The sequence below is a fragment of the Acaryochloris sp. 'Moss Beach' genome, from assembly GCF_021497025.1.
Taxonomy (GTDB): domain Bacteria; phylum Cyanobacteriota; class Cyanobacteriia; order Thermosynechococcales; family Thermosynechococcaceae; genus Acaryochloris; species Acaryochloris marina_A.
Window position 1 is genome coordinate 1,020,007 of the sequence record NZ_CP071717.1, and the last position, 18,725, is coordinate 1,038,731.

Here is an 18,725-nt window from a genome sequence, read left to right on the forward strand (position 1 = left end):
CGGGTTGATTACTAGTAGTGATCAGCTAAAAAGACTAAAGATAAGGGGGTAAGTATAAATTTATACTTACCCCCTTATCTTTAGTCTTTTTAAAGAACTATTTGTGAGTCGTCATATAGACAATTGTTTTATTATTACTCACTAACCAAGTGGACGGCAAGACAAAGTTCTTAAACTAAAATAGGCGCTATCGGCATCACAAACTGTGGATGTTTTAACAAGCACTGCAAATATTAGTCCTACGACAAATAAGCTTACAACTGTAACAATAATTGTCGTAATCGCCGACATATTGCCGTTTTCGATAGCAGCGTTATTTTTTGAACTAGCCATAATTAAAATCCCGTAATGATTAAGAGTAAATAGGGGTTTAACAAGTGAATTTTCAAAGCTTGCACTTGTCTATCTTTTTGCAAGAGCAACTTAACCATATAATCTGAGGTTAGAGGTTCGCGAACAAGTTGCACAAAAAATTAATATTAATATTTGTAAAAGCGTATCTGTCGTTTCTGGACTCTATTCTGTGTATAGAGCTGATTCAAGGAGCAGATTTCTCTGCAACTCACTCCCTATCCGTCATCTCGTCAAAGCAAATTAAACTGCCTCCAGTCTTTGGGCACCAGACTAAATATGAGAGATCTCTACTCATACTCAGTCCTATAAGTGGATCCCAATATGCTTGCCCGGTTGAAGGGATGTTTGTGGCCCTATCTAGCAAAGCCCTCAGTCAAAACTCACCTAATATCCAGTATTTAAAAATATTTTGAAGTTTTTTGTCCCTAGAATACTACTTAAAAAAAACTACTCATTAAATAAAATAAGAAGAGATAACCTAATATTAATTTCATTAGTGTTTCCTAGGTCTTGCGGTGCAGGAGTACAGCACTGAGTATGAGAGGAAAGCCACTCGTTTTACCCGTGAGACTTGAAGGGCTTTAAGTAATCTGAACAGCTGGTTGGATACAGTTTCAACTTGAGAAAGCAGATAAGCTTTCTTGAAGCCGTTCCTATCATTGATGGTGCATAACCTCAATTCTTCAGGGATGACTCAGTATTACCATTACCTACAAGCTATTTTTGAGGCCAATCGCTATTTTATGGCAATGTTAATGGCTGAAAAAGATCATACGCCGCAGACACAGGAAACCTCTTACAGTTCTCTCAGCCCCATTGACTAAGAGAGAACTTCATATACTGAACCTAATCTAGAGCAACGACAGACGACAGAATGCCAGGACGTACACACCGTCTACCCAAAAATACTACCGAAAAATTCCACAGCTTCCTTAAGTGAAGTAATGAAGGTATCAATCTCTTCACGAGTGTTGTAGAAATAGAGACTCGCCCGCGCTGTAGACTGCACCTTAAGATGTCGATGCAAAGGCTGAGTGCAGTGATGTCCCGCCCGAATCGCTACGCCCGCTTGATCTAAGATCGTCGAGAGATCGTGGGGATGCACATCACCTGCGGTAAATGATGCTAGTGCAGCTCGACCTGTCCCATCTGCTTGGGGTTGAGGACCATAGACTTGCACTTCAGGAACTTCGCGGAGCCGCTTGAATAGATAACCTGTCAGTTCCGCTTCATAGGCATGAATTTTATCCATACCCACTTGAGTCAAATAATCAACCGCTGCGCCTAGACCCACAGCTTCACCAATGGCAGGAGTTCCAGCCTCAAACTTATGGGGCAAATCCGCATAAGTAGCATGGTCTAGAAACACATCGGCAATCATCTCGCCGCCCCCTAAGAAGGGAGGCATACTGCGTAGCAAATCGAGCTTGCCATAGAGAAAGCCAATACCCGTAGGCGCACACATTTTGTGGCCGGAAGCAACTAGCCAATCGCAGTCCATCTTTTGAACATCGATGGGCATATGAGGGACGCTCTGGCAGGCATCGATGAGGACTTTGGCACCGTATTGATGTGCGATCGCAATAATCTCTTCTACCGGATTCACGCAACCCAAAGTATTCGATACATGCACCACGCTCACCAGCTTCGTGCGATCATTCACCAGGGTTTTGAACTGCTCTAAGTCAAAAGCTTGGTTTTCGTCCAGTTCCACAAACTTAAGCACCGCCCCCGTCTTCTGGGCTACCAACTGCCAGGGAATCAAATTGCTGTGGTGCTCCATCACCGACAGAATCACTTCATCCCCAGCCTTGAGGGTGCTCAATCCCCAGCTATAGGCCACCAGGTTAATGCCTTCGCTGGCATTGCGGGTATAGACAATCTCCTGGCGAGAAGCGGCATTTACAAAGGCTGCCACCTTATCCCGTGCCCCTTCATAGGAATCCGTTGCCCGACCGCTGAGGGTATGAACCCCGCGGTGGACATTGGCATTATCCTGTTCGTAATAAGCCTGTAACGCATCCAACACGGACGTCGGCTTCTGAGAGGTCGCCGCACTATCCAAATAGACCAACGGACTATCCTGAATTTGCTGATGCAAAATAGGAAAGTCAGGACGAACCTGAAGGGCTAGAGACTTTTCTTGGATGGCAATCATAGGTGCAGAATCACAAATCTAACGTATTTGGGACAATACAGCGTTCAGCAAAGTCTGGCGCTGTTCAGCAATGGGCAATTTTTCAATAATTTCCGCCGCAAACCCCTCGACCAGCAAATCGCAAGCGCTATTGCGGTCTAACCCCCGGCTTTGTAGATAAAAAACTTCTTCATCGTCCAGCTGACTCACCGTAGCCCCATGGGCACACTTGACGTCATCAGCAATAATTTCCAACTGTGGCTTCGTGTCCACCCGTGCCTTGGCCGACAGCAACAAATTGCGGCTAAGCTGGCTCGCATTGGTCTGCTGGGCCAGCTTGGGCACAAACACTCGGCCATTAAACACCGCGCGAGCACGATTATCAACGATGCACTTATGCAATTGCTGGGCTGTACAGTGGGGCCCTGTAAAGGATAGATCAGAATGGGTATCGGCGACCTGCTGGTCCACCGCTAGAGTCAATCCATTTAAGGTGGTATCCGTCTGCTCTGCTGTGGGCACCACCACGAGATTATGGCGGGACATCTGTCCACCCAAACTCAGGCTCGTCAGGGAATAGCGACTATCGCGATCCTGGGAAACCGCCGTTGTACCAATATGAAATGCTGTTTTAGCCTCTCGCTGAATCCGATGGTGATGGATCTGAGCATTTTGCCCCAAGCATACTTCCGTTACCGCGTTCGTGAAGTAGGACTCTGCCTTGACCGCCACATATTCTTCAATCAAGGTAGCAGCGCTATTCGCTTCAGCCACCACCAGCCCTCGAGGAGAGGTGATGATCGGAGTATCCCCTGTCGTCAAATACAAAAGATGAATGGGCGCTTCAACCACCTGATTTTTGGCAATGTGCAAGACCGCACCATCGGCAAAGCTAGCAGTATTCAGGGCCGTAAAGACTTCCGTCATTCCCGGCTGATGTCCTAGCTCAGCTAGACTATCGGCATTCGCTAAGGTGCTGACCCTCAGGCCCGCAGGCAAATTATCAACAGCAGATAAATCAGGGGCAAAAAAGCCATTGACAAAGACCAACCGCACGGGGGCATCTGCCAAGATAAAGGCGTCAATCTCTTCTAGGGATAGCGATGCGGCAGTTGGAGCTGCAAAAGAAGTTTTGTACAGGCCCGACAAATCCGTAAATTGCCAGCCCTCATCTCGATTACTGGGGAGTCCCCGTTCTTGAACAATGCTGAGGGCGCTATCTCGCACCTCTGACAATCCGGTCAGGCTGGGCCGCTGGGCCAAAAGATGGTTTAAATAAGCTTGCCGATCCTGCACTGCTGACGAGCTAGGCACGACGGCTTCTGGGTTTACTTCTACGGTCATTAGACTGCCACCTCCTCTTGCTTCACCCAGTCATAGCCTTTGGCTTCCAGCTCTTGGGCCAGTTCCTTACCACCCGTGGTCAAGATTTTGCCTTCGGCCATCACATGCACAAAGTCGGGGACAATATAGTCCAGCAACCGCTGATAGTGGGTAATCATCAGAGTGGCGTTGTCGGGCTTGGCGAGCTGATTTACCCCATTGGCGACAATCTTAAGGGCATCAATATCTAAGCCTGAATCCGTTTCATCCAGGATGGCTAAAGTGGGTTCTAAGAGAGCCATCTGCAAAATTTCGTTGCGCTTCTTTTCCCCGCCAGAAAAGCCTTCATTCACACTGCGATCGAGGAAAGCCGGGTCCATTTTGACCACGTCTAAGCGTTCCCGCACCAAATCGTCAAAATCAAAGGCGTCTAGTTCTTCTAGACCTTCATGCTGGCGCTTGGAATTGCAGGATACCCGTAGGAAGTCGAGGTTGCTAACGCCAGGAATTTCCAAGGGATATTGAAAGGCTAGAAACACACCAGAGCGGGACCGTTCTTCCGGCTCCAGTTCCAGCAGATTCTGTCCCTTGTAAAGGACCTCGCCTCCGGTAACCGTATAGGCGGGATGTCCGGCCAATACTTTAGAAAAGGTGCTTTTTCCGGAGCCGTTCGGCCCCATAATGGCATGGATTTCTCCCGCTTTAATTTCTAGATTCAACCCCTTGAGAATCGGAGTTCCACCCACATCTGCCGTCAAGTTACGGACGGACAGAATCACATCGCTATTATCAATAATCACGCCTGAACCTCAAACTGCGTCTAATATTTAATATCGGTGGGAAACCTTATCCCACACTTCCTTCTAACTTCAGGCTTAAGAGCCGATCGGCTTCCACGGCAAATTCCATCGGCAGTTGATTAAACACATCCTGACAGAAGCCGCTAATCATCATCGACACGGCATCTTCTACAGAAATACCCCGCTGGGCAAAGTAGAAGAGCTGGTCTTCCCCAATCTTGGAAGTGGAGGCTTCATGCTCCACCTTCGTTTGGTTGTTTTGCACCTGGATATAGGGGAAGGTATTGGCCTCGGCATCACTGCCAATCAGCATGGAGTCACACTGGGAGTAGTTGCGAGAGCCATCGGCTTTCGGTCCCATACGGACTAAACCGCGATAGCTATTTTGGGAGCGGCCTGCGGAAATTCCCTTGGAGATAATCGTGCTGCGGGTGTTTTTGCCCACGTGGATCATCTTGGTGCCTGTGTCAGCCTGCTGCAGATTGTTGGTCAGGGCCACGGAGTAAAATTCACCGACGGAGTTATCCCCCACCAACACACAGCTGGGATATTTCCAGGTGATAGCCGATCCGGTCTCTACTTGTGTCCAAGAAATCTTGGAGTTCTTACCGGCACAAAGACCCCGCTTGGTCACAAAGTTATAAATCCCACCCTTGCCATTTTCATCCCCCGCGAACCAGTTCTGGACCGTGGAATATTTAATGTCGGCATCATCCAGAGCCACCAGTTCCACCACGGCTGCGTGGAGCTGATTGGTATCGAACATGGGGGCGGTGCAGCCTTCTAAGTAGCTGACTTGACTACCCTCTTCCGCAATAATTAGGGTGCGCTCAAACTGACCTGCTCCTTCGGTATTAATCCGAAAATAAGTAGACAGTTCCATGGGGCACTTGACGCCCTTGGGAATATAGACAAACGAGCCATCACTAAACACGGCCGCATTCAGGGCCGAGAAGAAATTATCGTTAATGGGAACGACGCTGCCCAGATATTTTTCCACGAGATCGGGATAGTCATGGAGGGCCTCGGAAATGGAGCAGAAAATCACCCCTTCCTTGGCTAAATCTTTGCGGAAGGTGGTGGCCACGGACACACTATCAAAGACCGCATCCACCGCCACATTGCTCAATCGCTTCTGCTCAGACAGAGGAATGCCTAATTTCTCAAAGGTTTCTAAAAGAACCGGATCCACCTCATCCAGACTTTGCTTTTTCTCTTCAGGCTCTTTGGGAGCCGAGTAATAGGTGATGTCCTGGTAATCAATCGCCGGATAATGAACATGGGGCCAATCGGGTTCACTCATCTTTAGCCATTGACGATAGGCTTTCAGACGAAAATCGAGCATGAACTGTGGCTCATTTTTCTTAGCTGAGATCAGACGAACAACGTCTTCGCTGAGTCCCTTGGGGATCGTCTCAACTTCAATGTCCGTGACAAAGCCGTATTTATAAGGTTGATTAACCAGATTCTCAACGGATGCGGTCATGGGGTGTGTTCTCTCAGGACGGGTAGCGCGCGTGTATAATCGAAAAAACAACAACTGTGTTGTTCAACTTCATCTTAGAGTACTTTAGCAACAAACATGTTGTCAAAGTCGAGAGAAATTGTTGTAATGGGTTACACCGTGAACTGTTCCGGTTGGGGTTCTGTCACCAACCTGTCAATGTTGATTTCTGCTTGGGCATCTCAACTGTGAACACAGCATCTTCCACAAAACAAGATATCCTTCAGCATTTGCTCAAGCAGGGTCAGGCCAATACCCATGAGTTATCTGAGCAATTACAGGTCACGCCTCAAGCCATTCGCCGCCATCTCAAGGATCTAGCAACAGAAGGGTTGATTCTGTTTGAAAGCGTCCAATCTGGTACAGGCCGCCCTCAGCATGTCTATCAACTGAGCCGAGCGGGGCGAGATCGCTTCCCGGATCATCACGATACCTTTGCGATCGATTTACTCGATACCCTTTCTGAAACTGTGGGTCAGGAGCAAATGCAGGTTATTCTCCGCAAGCAGTGGGAACGCAAAGCCCTTGAATACCAGCAAAAATTAGGTCGGGGCACCTTGGCAGAACGAGTTGCCAAACTCGTCAAACTCCGGGAAGCAGAAGGCTTTATGGCCGAATATTATCCAATGCCCGAAGATGCCGACCCCATAACAGCAACGCGGTTTATCCTCACAGAATATAATTGTGCGATTTCTCAAGTGGCAGAGACTTTTCCCAGCGTTTGTGACAATGAGCTGGAAATGTTTGCGATCGCACTCAAAGACTGCCAGGTGGAACGCACCCACTGGCTCGTCAATGGCGAACATCGCTGTGGGTACTTAATCGAAGCAGATTAGTACAAGATTTCGCTTATTACACCTAAAATTTCTTTTGCACCTAGTGCATCGTCAATATTTAATTTTAGGGTAGATAGAAGTGAGCTTACACCTGGCATCTTCAATTTTCATTTGCCAATCCACACCGCGTTGCGAGTGGTTCACATCAATCGCCCATGCTTGAACTTCATCTTTTAGAGTTTCAATCGTCCCAAAGCGCCTCCTATCAATACACTGTCGAGTCATTGCACTCAGTTCGTTTTCGGCCACGTTCAGCCAACTGCCATGCTTAGGGGTGTAGCAAAAGTGGATGCGTTGAACGAACCGCCGGGCACGCTCAGGCTCGAACACCTCATAGAAAGCCTCTTTGGTATGGGTGTTGAGATTGTCACAGGTGAGTATGACTTGTGGGCATTGTGCATAGCGTCCTTCCATTAAGACTGCGACTTCACTGGCCCAATCGATTTTTGTTCGCCGCTCACGAACAGTTGCTTGTCGCTACCCCGCTAAAGGTTCGCTAAACATGAAGATATTGGCGGTACCTGCACGCTCGTACTCATAATCAACCCGCTTAGGGTGTTGAGCGGTGGCTGGAATAGGGCACTTGATTTCTTTGTGGAGTTGGACAGGCTGTTCGTCCATACAAATCACCGGACAACTTGGGTCATAAGGCTGAGCATACACTTCCAGCACTTCTTCCATCTGAGCAACGAACTCTCCATCTGCTTCAGGCGGAATCACCCAGTACTCAATCTTGCGGTTGGTCATCCCGTTTTTTTCAGAGTCTGACGAACCGTTTCATCGCTGACAGATTCTACGATACCCAGTTCCACAACTTTGCGGGCCAGCAAGCGCAATGACCAATTCCCGTAGCCTTTAGGAGGGCTGCCTAATCGCATGGCAATGACTTGAGCTTCCTGCTCACCATCGAGTAACTGACTGCGAGGTGCTCTGACACGTTGGGCACCGTTAAGGGTTTCCTCACATCCTCTCTCTACAAGACGTTTACGGATGTTCTCAACTGTTTTAACTCGACAAGAATAAGCGTCTGAAATGCGTTCATCGGTCCAATTTGGCCCGTCGGCATTTGCTTTCAAAAGAATTTGAGCACGTCGTACTTTTTGGCTGTTGCCCTTGAGCTTTTTGATGACGGCTTGCAGATGCTTCTGCTCATCTTCACTCAGTCGGACAATATATTTTTTCGGCATAGGGATAGGTGTTTTCTCGGTCTGACTGCAATACTGCCACCATTGTTACCTACCCTAATCTTTTAGCTTGACGCTGTACTAGTTGTTATACCTATTAAATAGTGGCATCCTTCAAATCCTTAAGAAGCTTGATGCCTATCTAGATACACAATATCCCAGTCACTTCAGGTTTTCTGCGGTAGACCTCTTGCAATATTCGTTTCATAATGTGCTGTTTATGCAAAAAATGCTGCGATCTGACTTGGATTTTTAGTCCTCCACCATATCGTTAGTTGAATTATTCAAGAGGTCTAGTCACACAATAAAATCAGGACTATCCACCGCCCAAATTTACTACCCAATAGATAATAGGCCAACAGGTTGAGATTAGTTCTTCTTACAAATCGATCCTGGTAAAAGGATCACAGCTAAACATTGACGAGATTGGCGGCGACGCTATAGTTAGCAGTCTCTGTGTAAGCGACGAAAGACTTATTTAACCCCAGATACTTCTCTTGGTAGATATTTGATTCAGGGAAAAGATTGTTGAATTCACGTTGAGACAATAAACGAATACTACTCACTTCATCTACAGCAGCTTGATAGTCTTCAATGGGATTAGTTCGCCAGCCCATCGCAAAAGTATGGGCAAGCCATGCCCGCATTGAAATCGGAAGAAATTGAAATAGTGGAAAAGCAAAATGAGGTTCAACAGGGAAGAATTTATTGGGGGTTTGAATAAAGTATTGCTTTCCTAACCGCTTAACTTCCTTCGCCATGCGATGTTGATCATCATAATCTCCAACATGCTCGATGGTGGAATTGGAAAAAACAATATCGAACTGTTGATCAGCAAACTGAGATAGATCCCTTGCATCACCCATCACTGATTGAATATTGGTTAATGAAATATTATATTTTTCAATATTAACTAAAGTAATAAACAGATCATCCTTAATGTTGAACTCAGAAAACATCATTTCCCAGAATTCTGGCCTACCCCCCTATATCAAGGACTTGAATGGGACGATCAAGTTCCTTAATAATATCCAAGAAAATCTGGAATCTTTGGCGACGCAACTTATTCGCTACCGATATTTCGTTTTTATTATCAACGAATGTTTTATAGAACATGTCATACCCTTACACAAGCATATATAGCATCTCTAAATATGGGATTTGCACCAATATTTTGGATGCCCACATACAATTTCTTAGAACACTGCAAATACTTATGGCTAAAATTTGCAGATTTATTATATGCCATTACTGATGATTTATTCGTATTTTTTAACAACATCTGGCCCATTAATTATGTAATGTAGATCACATAATTAATGGGAAATAGTCTTACTACCAAGAAAAATTAATCTTTCAAAATAAGTAACAGCAGGCTACTGTAAATCCAATTAAACTCTAGGCAAAAGAATTTTTTAGCCTCACATCTAAAATAAACAACATTGCTTCTTTGCCACCAACTCTCTAACAGCTTTAACAGGTGACTTGAAATATTGATTAACTCACATCACTCTTCAACAATAAGATCGCTGCACATTTGGCTTCAGCGGCTGCTTGGGGACGATCTTGCATCATGGCAATTACGATGGCGCCTTGGACGAGGAGCAACAACTGACGGGCTACAAGTTCGGCAGAGTCGAGTCCCTCTGCCTCCACTAAATCAAGGATATATTGATAGACCGTGAGTTGGTGGTCCAAAGCGGCTTGGCAACCAGGATGATGAGGATTGGCTAATTCAACCGTGGCATTTATAAAGGCACAGCCTCGGAAATTAGGGCTTTCAAACCATTCTTGCAAGACATCAAACAAAACAAGGAGCTGCTGTTTCGGTTCAGAACTACGTTCCTCAACCCTAACGACAAACCAGTCCCGCCATTGCTGATCTCGCTGACGCAAAAACGCTTCAATTAAGGCGTCTTTAGACTTGAAATGGTTATAGAGTGACATCTTCGCCACGCCAGATTCAGAAATGATTCGATCAATGCCAACATTCTGGATTCCTTCTTGATAAAACAGCTCACAGGCTGTCTCCAGAATGCGCTCACGAACAGGTTTTCGAGGTGACTTTGAAGTAGGCATGGACGAATGAGAAGGTGTAATAGGCTTCAGCTTATCATCTGTTTCAGAGGAGAGAGTTTGCATATTCCTGGGTTGGAGTATCCTTAATGGGTCTGAGCCAAATCGCTCTTAAAGTCAGGGGTTAGGATTGCCATTCTCTTCTGCACTCGGCTGCTAAACGGCCTTTGGCCAGCTTCCTGTTTTTTGCAGAAAGGGAGAAAGCTCTTGAAATTCCATCTGAAAGGGTAATGCTGATTTCAGTAAGAAGCCTGTTTCCAGACTGATTTGAATGAGTCGCTCTGCTCCTACAAAGGATTGCAGATCGTCGCCTTCCCAAATCACGTCAGCCTTGCCTGTCAAAGTCAGCAAATCACCCGTTTGAAAATTGGGGAAAAGTAACCCAACTCGTGAGTCGAGGATTAGGTTACCAATGGTATTAAAAGCCAAGTTGCCAGCAAAGTCTGGGAAGGTCAGGGTTTTGGCATCATCAACCCGGATAAATCCAGGCTTACCGCCTCGATGGGAGACATCGACGCCATGGGCTAGGTTAGGCGCACTGTCAGCATAGCGAGTGGTAATAAAGAAGGTATCAGCCGATTCAACCACAGCTTGAAGATCTGAATCCAAGGCGTCAACGGCAGTCAATGCAGCTGAGTTCGCTTGTTCAGGTATAAACTGCACGTCACGGGTCTGGATGTATTGGGGACAGTTACCAAAGGTTTGTTTCACCTCCACCACAAATCCTGCAGGGGTGATCTGTTGAATTACTCCATTCATCCGATTGCGTCGTCGGGTGGGTAGTTCTATCCCTAACAACCCCACATCAGCACCTACCGTTAGGTTTTGATGGAGTGGATCTCCTGGAATGGGCTGAGCTTGAATGCTCAGGGTTTGCGGATCTGGGGAAGAGATAAAACCGGGCTGTCCAACCACAATCGAAGCCCAAGGATGTCCTTCTTGATCAACGCTACCCACGAGCAGGAAGGGGAGCTGCGGATAAAAGGTCCGATGCTGTTCTGGCAGGAAGTCGCGAATAATGCGACGCCCTTGTTTTTCCATGCGATCGCGAATCCCATACCGTTCTTGAACCGCCTGTTCTCCCGCATGAAAGGGAGATGTTTCTCTTGTCCAACCTGACATAGGGATGACCTCTTCAATTCACTCTAAAAATCCATTAACCCGCCGCAATCAATTCCATCCGAATACCACCAGGGATGGAGCACATCATGTGGTGCAGGGGAGAACCGCCTAGGGACTCGGGGGCAAACTCAATTTCAACGCCAGGGGTCTGAGTCAGGGTTTGGTGCAATTCATTTAACGCAGTCAGGCTTTCCATCTTGAGGGCAAAGTGATGTAAGCCAATCACATTTTTGCGATCAAAGGGGGTGACCTGCTCTGGGTTCACGGCTTGCCACAGGGTAATCATGATCGTGCCATCGGAAACAAATACAGCAGGGTAATCCGGTTTTTCACCGACTTGCTTGAATCCAAGAGTGTCAATAAAGAATGCCCGAGTCTGTTGGAGGTCGGGAACTGTTAATCCAATATGATGAGCGCCTTGAGTGACTGCGGAGTTAGTCATGGTGGATTCCTTAATAGTAATTAGAGGTATGTGTTTAGAAGATGGAAACTAATTTTTTTAGTTATCTTAAATATACAGACAGGTCTGTATATTATCAACTCAATCAATAAGATTTTTTATGGTAAATTCTTTGCTAGGGCGTTTTAGCAAATATTAAAGGCTAGAAAAGAAAGGCCGTTTTTCTATAGATGTCTGGAGAACGAACCAGTTGTTGCCAAGGCGTTTAACAGTACATTTCCTGCACTATCGATTCGGTTGCCCATTATCAAAAACTGTTAAACATCAGTATTCGGTGAAAATCATTCAACAAGGTGGGGCATAGGAATACTGACCATGGCACAAGACAAGCCATATCAAGAGGCTGAACGCAAAATCGCAGAAGCACTTCGGACTGGAGCAACCACACTCAATCTGGAATGTAGTTGGTTAGCTAATGACTCAGAGAAACTCACCGAGTTGCCGGAGTCGATGGGCCAGCTCTCACAGTTACAGAAGCTGTACCTCGACAGCAACCAGCTGACAACGCTGCCGGAGTCGATGGGCCAGCTCTCACAGTTGCAGAAGCTGTACCTCGACAGCAACCAGCTGACAACGCTGCCAGTGTCACTGAAGCACTTGGAACAACTTTTAGGATTGGACTTGCGAGGGAATGCTGAGGTCAGCATTCCGAGCGAGATTGCAGAACAATGGGAAGATTCTGCGCAAGAAATCCTCAACTACTACTTCTCTACACAGGGTGATCGCGGCTCTGCCCTCCGCTAATTAAAACTCCTAATCGTCGGCGGGAAAGACCAGTTTGGTCAAACGCCTCAATCGACAGCCCCTCGATCTGGCGGAATGCGAAACCCATGGAATCAACATCAGTCCGTTGGAATTAACCTGTCACGATGGGCTAGTGACAGCTCGGGTATGGGACTTTGGCGGCCAGCATGTGCTACATGCCATGCACGAGTTCTTTCTCACAGCCCGCAGTCTATATCTATTGGTGCTCGGCGAACGCGAAGACATGGCTGAACGCGATGCTGCTTAATGGCTACAGCTTATCCGTAGCTATGCTGGGAAGGCTCCGGTTGTTATCGCTCTAAACAAAAACAAGGGTCGGCCCCGCGAGATGGACCGAGAATCACTAGAACGCAACTATGGCCCGATCCTGGCCTGGGTTTCCACCGAATGCTCAGAGGGGTTTGACGATACGGTCGAAAACTTGCGCACGGCGTTAACCGAAGCGGCCGACGGTATGCAAGAGGTCCGCGATCGGTTCCCTGCTAAATGGTGGACGATCAAAAAGAGGTTGGAAAGCATGAAAGAGCCATATCTCGACTTTGCTACGTATCAGCAACTGTGCCACAAGCTTGGCGAGCAGGACTCCCAACAGCAGGAAACGTTGGCCGCATGGCTGAACGATCTGGGTATCGCAATCAACTATGTCGAGAACGAGCGTCTCCACAACACCACGGTATTACGCCCCGATTGGCTGGCCAACGGCATCTATGCTTTGCTACGTGCAAATGATGCCCATCACGATCAGCCATTTGCTCCGGATGCTATGCTGACAGCCGATCAACTCGGCCCGATTTATAACAGCAATTGTAAATTCAAAATTTTGGCAAGCTAGGTTGTAGTCGTTGAGGATGTATTCATACACTTGCAGAGCCCCAGACGATGAATGAAGGTGTTCTAAATTTCCCTCTCTTACTGCACTGGCTACATCAGCTCATTGAGCACCTCGATGATCCACGTCAACCCAGTAATGGCACCAAATTTAGTCTCAAAGATATTGTATTAGGCGCATTTGCTGTCTTCTTTATGCAATGTCCTTCGTTTCTGGAGTACCAACGCCATGTTCATAGTCGTCATGGTCGTGACAACGCCCAAGCCCTCTTTGAGTTAACAGAACTCCCCACGAGCAACCAAATCAAGAATGTTTTGGACTTGATCGCATTTCGTCTTCTGTTTCCCATTTTTTATCAAATTTATAGCGTTCTCCTACGACGAGGTTATCTAGAGCAATATAAGGTTCTAGGTGGACACCTGTTGGTAGGGCTAGACGGCAGCGAGTATTTTTCCTCAAACCGGATTTGTTGCGATCAGTGTTCTACCAAAACCCATCGGGATGGGAGTGTCACCTATACGCACACCGCCGTGTTGCCCGTCCTCGTTTGTCCGGAAATTGAACATGTCATTTCTCTGGCCCCAGAGTTCATTCGTCCTCAAGATGGTGCGGAGAAACAGGATAGTGAAACCGCTGCGGCCAAACGGTGGATCAAGGGGCATGCTCAAGGGTTTGACGGAGCCAAGATTACGGTTCTTGGCGATGACCTCTATAGCCGTCAACCGATGGTGGAGACTTGTTTAGAGGATGAGTTGAACTTCATTTTTGTCTGTTTGCCCTCCTCCCATCCAGAGCTATATGAATGGGTAGAGTATTTAGAAGGTATTGGAGATGTTGAGCATCTAGAGACTCGGGGCTGGAACGGTCGCTATCATGAAATTTGTCAGTATCGCTATTACAATCGCATCCCCCTGCGTGAGGAGCTACCAGCAGTGATGGTCAACTGGTGCGAAGTCTCTGTTACTCGTGCTGCTGATGGAAAGACTATGTATCACAACGCGTTCATTACTCACCATTTCATCAATGACCAAAGTGTGGCCGAGATTGTCAGTGCTGGACGTGCCCGATGGAAAGCGGAGAATGAAGGACACAATGTCCTCAAAACCAAGGGCTATCACTTAGAACATAATTTTGGTCATGGTCAGAAGAACCTTGCTGCTGTGCTATTGGTACTCAACCTGTTCGCATTCTTATTTCATACCGTCTTGCACTTGGTGGACTCCACTTATCAACGCATGCGAAAGCAACGGGGAACCCACAAGGGAGACTGATCAGAGTTTTGTGTAAGCGGTCTAGAATCCAAACACACCAGGAGACCGCATCATGTCTAGAAAGAAACAAGTACCCAATCGAGTTGATGAGCTATTGGATGAACTCATTGGAGAGAATCCACAGCCAGAGGATATTCTGGGCGAATCAGGACTGCTCAAACAACTCAGCAAACGCCTAGTGGAACGAGCCTTGGCAGGTGAATTGACTCATCACCTGCATCAATCCTCCGTCGATGAGCGTTCTCATGGCCCTAGAAACAGTCGCAATGGTTACTCGAAAAAGACCGTCCAGACTGAACAAGGAGAGATGGACCTATCGATTCCTCGCGACCGTTGCAGTGAGTTTGAGCCTGTCCTCGTGCCCAAAGGCCAGCGACGTATCGCGGGACTCGACGAGAAAATCATCGCCTTATATGCTCGTGGCATGACCACTCGTGATATTCGAGCTCAATTGGTGGAGCTGTATGGGGCCAATATCTCTGAGGGTCTGATTAGTGACGTCACCAATAGTGTCATGGAGGAGGTTAAAGACTGGCGCTCAAGACCATTGGATGAGGTGTATCCGATTGTCTATCTCGATGCCCTGTATGTGAACATCAAAGTCAATGGCCAAGTCAGCAAGCGAGCCGTCTATGTCGCGCTAGCGGTAACTGTGGAGGGAAACAAAGAGCTGTTGGGATTATGGATAGGGGCTGCCGAGCGGGAGGGAGCAAAATTCTGGCTTTCAGTGCTCACAGACCTTAAAAACCGAGGCGCTCAGGATATCTTGATTGCTTGCTGTGATGGTCTCAAAGGCTTTCCCCAGGCGATTGAATCGGTCTATCCCGATACTCAAGTTCAAGTTTGTATCGTTCATCTCATTCGCAATAGTTTGCGCCATGTGCCTTGGAAGGAAAGTCGAGCCGTAGCTGCAGACCTCAAGCCCATTTATCAAGCGGCCACTTTGGAGGAATCTGAGGCTGCCTTGGATGCGTTTGCCAACAAATGGGACCAGACGTATCCTGGCATCAGCCAAATCTGGATACGGCATTGGGATAATATTGCTCCGTTGTTTAAGTACCCAATGGCCATCCGAAAGGTTATCTACACCACTAATGCCATTGAGTCGCTCAATCGCTCACTGCGAAAGGTGATTAAGACCAAAGCTGTCTTCCCGAATGAAGAGTCTGTCTACAAATTGATGTTTCTGGCGATGAGGAATATCTCGAAGAGATGGACCAGACCGATTTTGAATTGGAAGGCGGCGCTGTCCCATTTTGCTATTCTGTTCCCAACACGATTCAACTATTGAATACGTTACGGCTTACACAAAAATCTAAACACTCTCCCCGGCATTATTCACCAGAATATCAATGCCATTAGGGAGCTGAAGAAGCTGCTCTAAAAAGGCTTCAACCTCTGCTGGCTGCCTCAAATCACAAGGGAAAACATCTGCCTGTCCTCCCCGTGCCTCCACCTGGGCCTGAACAGTCAATAGCTTCTCTTCAGTTCGTGCCACTAGAATTAGCCGAGTCGTGGGCAAAGCTAGACGTAAGGCCAAACACTCTCCAATCCCATAGCTCGCTCCAGTAATCAGGACCGTTTTACCTGCCAGCAAACGCTGGAGTTTACGCTGATTCACTCGAAGCAAAGGAAAGAACAAGAGGTCCATAACACTGCCTCTTGCTAGCCCAGGCGTGAATAGTCTGACAAAATCCAACAGGCAGAAACAATAGCTGGCTTGGATCGAGGATGCTCAATGGGAAGTGATGCAGTTTCGGTAGACATAATCTTCCTATCCTTCTCAAGTCATCTACGATACAAGGGCATACTACATTAGGTCACTCACCCAGTGAACAGGGAATATCAGGGGAGTGAATAGCCCCTACGCCTTGGAGCGGATTCCCATAACACTCACCAGCCAGCCATGCTGATGACATTGCCTGTCTTCAGTGAAATGATCTGATTCAAAGACATCAATTTCAGAGTCTTGCACTATCTCACTATTCTATTTTCTGATGTCTTTAAACTGAACGAGCAGCAAAACAGCAGTCCAAAGCCTTCCAATACAGCTATAAAATAATCTCAAGTGATGAACCCACCTCCAGGAACACCCATGTCGCTAGCCTTAGACTCCAAACCCGATACCGATAAACTGACGACTTATTTTCGCTGTATTGCCGGCTGCCCTGGCAAGCACTCCATTTTCGACGTCATCTATACCTGTCCCATCTGTGGCAGTTTGCTTGAGGTGCATCATGAGCGGGAACCTCTCAAAAAGCGAAACGCCCTCCAATGGCAGCAACTGCTCAGCTCGCGAGCAAGTACCTCAATCTGGCCCTATGGAAGTGGTGTCTGGGGCATGCGGGAGTGGGTGGTTCCTTCCTTGGCTGATGAAAACGTCGTCAGCATGTTCGAGGGCAACACCAACTTATTTTGGGCTGAACGCTTAGGGAAACAGCTGGGCCTCCCCGACTTGTGGATTAAACTCTGCGGCAACAGCCATACGGGCAGCTTCAAAGACCTGGGCATGACCGTATTGGTCAGCGTTGTCAAACAAATGATGGCCCAAGGCAGTTCGGTCAAAGCCGTGGCCTGTGCGAGTACCGGAGATACTAGTGCCGCTCTAGCCGCCTATGCCGCTTATGCAGGCATTCCGGCAGTGATTTTCTTACCTGCGGGTAAAGTCAGTACGGCTCAACTGATCCAACCCGTCTGTAATGGCGCTCATGTCTTGGCCCTCGACACAGACTTTGACGGTTGCATGAAAATCGTTAAAGAGGTCACGCAAGACAACTCCATTTATCTCGCCAATTCGATGAATAGCCTGCGCATCGAAGGACAAAAAACCGTTGGCATCGAAATTATTCGCCAGTTTAATTGGCAAGTCCCCGACTGGATCGTGATTCCAGTGGGCAACCTGGGCAACATCAGCGCTCTCTATAAGGGCTTCAAGTTAATGATGGACCTAGGCATGATCACCCGCATGCCCAGACTCGTCGCCGCCCAAACCCAGAAAGCTAATCCTTTTTATGAGTCCTTTAAAAATGGATTCAAAGAGAAGATTAGCGTGACAGCCCAAGACACCTTAGCCAACGCCATCAGGATTGGTGACCCAGTCAGCTATGAAAAAGCCGTCACTGCGATCAAGGAAACCAACGGTATTGTCGAACAGGCCACGGAAGATGAATTGGCCGCCGCTTCTGCTACGGCTGATTTAACAGGGATGTTCACCTGTCCCCATACGGGTGTTGCCCTAGCTGTACTCACTAAGCTGATCAAACGGGGTGATATCAAATCCAGTGATAAAACCGTGGTGATTAGCACGGCCCATGGTTTGAAGTTTACCGACTTCAAAGTCGGCTACCATGAATCGACCCTGGCAGATGTCAACAGCCAACATGCAAACCCTGCCGTTCACCTGCCTGCTAGTGCGGATGCAGTCAAAGCTGAAATTGAAAAACGGCTAGGTTAAAAAAGCACAAACCCTGCCCATAAAGGGCAGGGTTAACGTTCAGAAAATTGATTAGCTCCGTTAGCGAATTACCTTTACGGGCGTTCCTACGGCGACGAGTTCAAACATCTCTTCGATGTCTTCGTCATACATGCGGACACAGCCATGAGAGGCAGATCTGCCAACAGAATCGCGATTGGGCGTTCCATGAAAACCAATCCAGTTATTGCCGTCGGTCCAAAATCCCATCCAACGACGACCGAGGGGGTTTTCAGGATCTCCTCCTGGAATCACATATCCCTTAAAAGGATGAAGCCAAGGTGGATTCCGATATTTCGTTTTGACTGCAAACTCACCCGCAGGGGTTGCCCAACCCGCTCGTCCGATGGCAACGGGATACGATTTAACGGCTTGGTCATGCTGATACACCGTCACCCGCCGCTTGGACAAATTCAGCTCTAACCGCATGGGGTCAATGGCAGGGGGCAAATGATCCGTTATATTGTCTAGACCCGGTAACGGGGGTGCGATCGCAATTTCTTCTGCAGCTCGTACCGGTTGGCCAAGGGTTAGAGCACCTGCCACCAAGCTCAGGGCAATCAGTTTTATCGAAGGATGGCGCATGATTCAG

At 47.5% G+C, this 18,725-nt stretch carries 20 protein-coding genes and 2 pseudogenes; 8 read left to right on the forward strand and 14 right to left on the reverse strand.

Translation table 11 applies throughout. The annotated features are described in order from the left end of the window. Nucleotides 1-141: 141 nt before the first annotated feature. Nucleotides 142-333, reverse strand: coding sequence for a hypothetical protein (locus HRE53_RS04680; RefSeq protein ID WP_212662426.1), 192 nt, complete (start codon nt 331-333; stop codon nt 142-144). Between the two features lie 662 nt (nt 334-995). Between HRE53_RS04680 and HRE53_RS04685 the strand changes: the two genes are divergently transcribed. Continuing rightward, a complete protein-coding gene (locus HRE53_RS04685) occupies nt 996-1,178 on the forward strand; it encodes a hypothetical protein (RefSeq protein ID WP_235109259.1) in 183 nt (60 codons plus the stop codon). 71 nt (nt 1,179-1,249) lie between these two features. Here HRE53_RS04685 and HRE53_RS04690 read toward each other — a convergent pair whose 3' ends face one another. Genes HRE53_RS04690 through sufB form a run of 4 tightly spaced genes read right to left on the reverse strand, consistent with a single transcriptional unit; the run spans nt 1,250 to nt 6,100 of the window. Then, the gene (locus tag HRE53_RS04690) at nt 1,250-2,512 is read right to left on the reverse strand and encodes a SufS family cysteine desulfurase (protein ID WP_235109260.1); all 1,263 of its coding nucleotides are present in this window, start codon (nt 2,510-2,512) and stop codon (nt 1,250-1,252) included. Nucleotides 2,513-2,530: 18 nt separating this feature from the next. Further along, complete coding sequence (gene sufD / locus HRE53_RS04695; RefSeq protein WP_235109261.1) at nt 2,531-3,835, reverse strand: Fe-S cluster assembly protein SufD; 1,305 nt, start codon at nt 3,833-3,835, stop codon at nt 2,531-2,533. Then, on the reverse strand, nt 3,835-4,614 hold the full coding sequence (gene sufC, locus HRE53_RS04700; protein WP_235109262.1) for a Fe-S cluster assembly ATPase SufC: 780 nt from the start codon (nt 4,612-4,614) through the stop codon (nt 3,835-3,837). Before sufC ends, sufD begins: the two co-directional genes overlap by 1 nt. A 46-nt stretch (nt 4,615-4,660) precedes the next feature. Further along, a complete protein-coding gene (gene sufB / locus HRE53_RS04705) occupies nt 4,661-6,100 on the reverse strand; it encodes a Fe-S cluster assembly protein SufB (RefSeq protein WP_212662431.1) in 1,440 nt (479 codons plus the stop codon). A 206-nt stretch (nt 6,101-6,306) separates the two neighbouring features. On the opposite strand from sufB, the gene sufR reads away from it, so the two are divergent. Further along, nucleotides 6,307-6,954 carry an iron-sulfur cluster biosynthesis transcriptional regulator SufR gene (sufR, locus tag HRE53_RS04710; protein ID WP_235109263.1) on the forward strand — a complete coding sequence of 216 codons (648 nt, stop codon included), beginning with the start codon at nt 6,307-6,309 and terminating at the stop codon, nt 6,952-6,954. Nucleotides 6,955-7,005: 51 nt separating this feature from the next. Here the strand turns inward: sufR and HRE53_RS04715 are convergent. The 7 genes and pseudogenes from HRE53_RS04715 to HRE53_RS04745 form a co-directional block, all read right to left on the reverse strand. After that, nucleotides 7,006-7,413 (reverse strand): annotated as a pseudogene (locus HRE53_RS04715) (transposase); the annotation flags it as partial. 18 nt (nt 7,414-7,431) lie between these two features. Then, nucleotides 7,432-7,701 carry a hypothetical protein gene (locus HRE53_RS04720; protein WP_235109266.1) on the reverse strand — a complete coding sequence of 90 codons (270 nt, stop codon included), beginning with the start codon at nt 7,699-7,701 and terminating at the stop codon, nt 7,432-7,434. Continuing rightward, on the reverse strand, nt 7,698-8,141 hold the full coding sequence (locus HRE53_RS04725) for a helix-turn-helix domain-containing protein (protein ID WP_235109267.1): 444 nt from the start codon (nt 8,139-8,141) through the stop codon (nt 7,698-7,700). The genes HRE53_RS04720 and HRE53_RS04725 overlap by 4 nt, the downstream gene beginning before the upstream one ends. 407 nt (nt 8,142-8,548) lie before the next feature. After that, nucleotides 8,549-9,100 carry a class I SAM-dependent methyltransferase gene (locus HRE53_RS04730; RefSeq protein WP_235109268.1) on the reverse strand — a complete coding sequence of 184 codons (552 nt, stop codon included), beginning with the start codon at nt 9,098-9,100 and terminating at the stop codon, nt 8,549-8,551. A gap of 535 nt (nt 9,101-9,635) precedes the next feature. Further along, a complete protein-coding gene (locus HRE53_RS04735; RefSeq protein WP_235109269.1) occupies nt 9,636-10,217 on the reverse strand; it encodes a TetR/AcrR family transcriptional regulator in 582 nt (193 codons plus the stop codon). A 153-nt stretch (nt 10,218-10,370) separates the two neighbouring features. Continuing rightward, the gene (locus tag HRE53_RS04740) at nt 10,371-11,336 is read right to left on the reverse strand and encodes a pyridoxamine 5'-phosphate oxidase family protein (RefSeq protein ID WP_235109270.1); all 966 of its coding nucleotides are present in this window, start codon (nt 11,334-11,336) and stop codon (nt 10,371-10,373) included. Between the two features lie 34 nt (nt 11,337-11,370). Continuing rightward, a complete protein-coding gene (locus HRE53_RS04745) occupies nt 11,371-11,778 on the reverse strand; it encodes a VOC family protein (protein WP_235109271.1) in 408 nt (135 codons plus the stop codon). Nucleotides 11,779-12,111: 333 nt separating this feature from the next. On the opposite strand from HRE53_RS04745, the gene HRE53_RS04750 reads away from it, so the two are divergent. The 5 genes and pseudogenes from HRE53_RS04750 to HRE53_RS04770 all read left to right on the forward strand — a co-directional run bounded on the left by HRE53_RS04750 (nt 12,112) and on the right by HRE53_RS04770 (nt 15,952). Next, nucleotides 12,112-12,540 (forward strand): leucine-rich repeat domain-containing protein, encoded by a 429-nt coding sequence (locus tag HRE53_RS04750; protein ID WP_235109272.1) that lies wholly within the window; start codon nt 12,112-12,114, stop codon nt 12,538-12,540. Nucleotides 12,541-12,565: 25 nt separating this feature from the next. Then, nucleotides 12,566-12,808 (forward strand): annotated as a pseudogene (locus tag HRE53_RS04755) (hypothetical protein); the annotation flags it as partial. 81 nt (nt 12,809-12,889) lie between these two features. Continuing rightward, entirely contained in the window at nt 12,890-13,393 is a 504-nt protein-coding gene (locus tag HRE53_RS04760) for a COR domain-containing protein (RefSeq protein WP_235109275.1), read from the forward strand. A 47-nt stretch (nt 13,394-13,440) separates the two neighbouring features. Further along, the gene (locus HRE53_RS04765) at nt 13,441-14,661 is read left to right on the forward strand and encodes an ISNCY family transposase (RefSeq protein WP_235109276.1); all 1,221 of its coding nucleotides are present in this window, start codon (nt 13,441-13,443) and stop codon (nt 14,659-14,661) included. Nucleotides 14,662-14,713: 52 nt separating this feature from the next. Beyond that, entirely contained in the window at nt 14,714-15,952 is a 1,239-nt protein-coding gene (locus tag HRE53_RS04770) for an IS256 family transposase (protein WP_235106803.1), read from the forward strand. Nucleotides 15,953-15,976: 24 nt separating this feature from the next. Here HRE53_RS04770 and HRE53_RS04775 read toward each other — a convergent pair whose 3' ends face one another. Further along, complete coding sequence (locus tag HRE53_RS04775; protein ID WP_235109277.1) at nt 15,977-16,312, reverse strand: SDR family oxidoreductase; 336 nt, start codon at nt 16,310-16,312, stop codon at nt 15,977-15,979. A gap of 444 nt (nt 16,313-16,756) precedes the next feature. Between HRE53_RS04775 and thrC the strand changes: the two genes are divergently transcribed. Continuing rightward, the gene (gene thrC / locus HRE53_RS04780; RefSeq protein WP_212662447.1) at nt 16,757-18,115 is read left to right on the forward strand and encodes a threonine synthase; all 1,359 of its coding nucleotides are present in this window, start codon (nt 16,757-16,759) and stop codon (nt 18,113-18,115) included. Nucleotides 18,116-18,175: 60 nt separating this feature from the next. On the opposite strand, the gene HRE53_RS04785 is transcribed toward thrC, so the two are convergent. Then, nucleotides 18,176-18,718, reverse strand: a complete 543-nt coding sequence (locus tag HRE53_RS04785; RefSeq protein ID WP_235109278.1) for a L,D-transpeptidase — start codon at nt 18,716-18,718, stop codon at nt 18,176-18,178. Nucleotides 18,719-18,725: the final 7 nt, after the last annotated feature.

Coding starts and splice junctions, on each gene's coding strand:
- HRE53_RS04735 (WP_235109269.1), bottom strand. CDS start 10,217: ATGCCTACTTCAAAGTCACCTCGAAAACCTGTTCGTGAGCGCATTCTG.
- HRE53_RS04745 (WP_235109271.1), bottom strand. CDS start 11,778: ATGACTAACTCCGCAGTCACTCAAGGCGCTCATCATATTGGATTAACA.
- HRE53_RS04760 (WP_235109275.1), top strand. CDS start 12,890: ATGGACCGAGAATCACTAGAACGCAACTATGGCCCGATCCTGGCCTGG.
- HRE53_RS04680 (WP_212662426.1), bottom strand. CDS start 333: ATGGCTAGTTCAAAAAATAACGCTGCTATCGAAAACGGCAATATGTCG.
- sufD (WP_235109261.1), bottom strand. CDS start 3,835: ATGACCGTAGAAGTAAACCCAGAAGCCGTCGTGCCTAGCTCGTCAGCA.
- HRE53_RS04730 (WP_235109268.1), bottom strand. CDS start 9,100: ATGATGTTTTCTGAGTTCAACATTAAGGATGATCTGTTTATTACTTTA.
- thrC (WP_212662447.1), top strand. CDS start 16,757: ATGTCGCTAGCCTTAGACTCCAAACCCGATACCGATAAACTGACGACT.
- HRE53_RS04785 (WP_235109278.1), bottom strand. CDS start 18,718: ATGCGCCATCCTTCGATAAAACTGATTGCCCTGAGCTTGGTGGCAGGT.
- HRE53_RS04720 (WP_235109266.1), bottom strand. CDS start 7,701: ATGACCAACCGCAAGATTGAGTACTGGGTGATTCCGCCTGAAGCAGAT.
- HRE53_RS04725 (WP_235109267.1), bottom strand. CDS start 8,141: ATGCCGAAAAAATATATTGTCCGACTGAGTGAAGATGAGCAGAAGCAT.
- HRE53_RS04750 (WP_235109272.1), top strand. CDS start 12,112: ATGGCACAAGACAAGCCATATCAAGAGGCTGAACGCAAAATCGCAGAA.
- HRE53_RS04690 (WP_235109260.1), bottom strand. CDS start 2,512: ATGATTGCCATCCAAGAAAAGTCTCTAGCCCTTCAGGTTCGTCCTGAC.
- HRE53_RS04770 (WP_235106803.1), top strand. CDS start 14,714: ATGTCTAGAAAGAAACAAGTACCCAATCGAGTTGATGAGCTATTGGAT.
- HRE53_RS04765 (WP_235109276.1), top strand. CDS start 13,441: ATGAATGAAGGTGTTCTAAATTTCCCTCTCTTACTGCACTGGCTACAT.
- HRE53_RS04740 (WP_235109270.1), bottom strand. CDS start 11,336: ATGTCAGGTTGGACAAGAGAAACATCTCCCTTTCATGCGGGAGAACAG.
- HRE53_RS04775 (WP_235109277.1), bottom strand. CDS start 16,312: ATGGACCTCTTGTTCTTTCCTTTGCTTCGAGTGAATCAGCGTAAACTC.
- sufB (WP_212662431.1), bottom strand. CDS start 6,100: ATGACCGCATCCGTTGAGAATCTGGTTAATCAACCTTATAAATACGGC.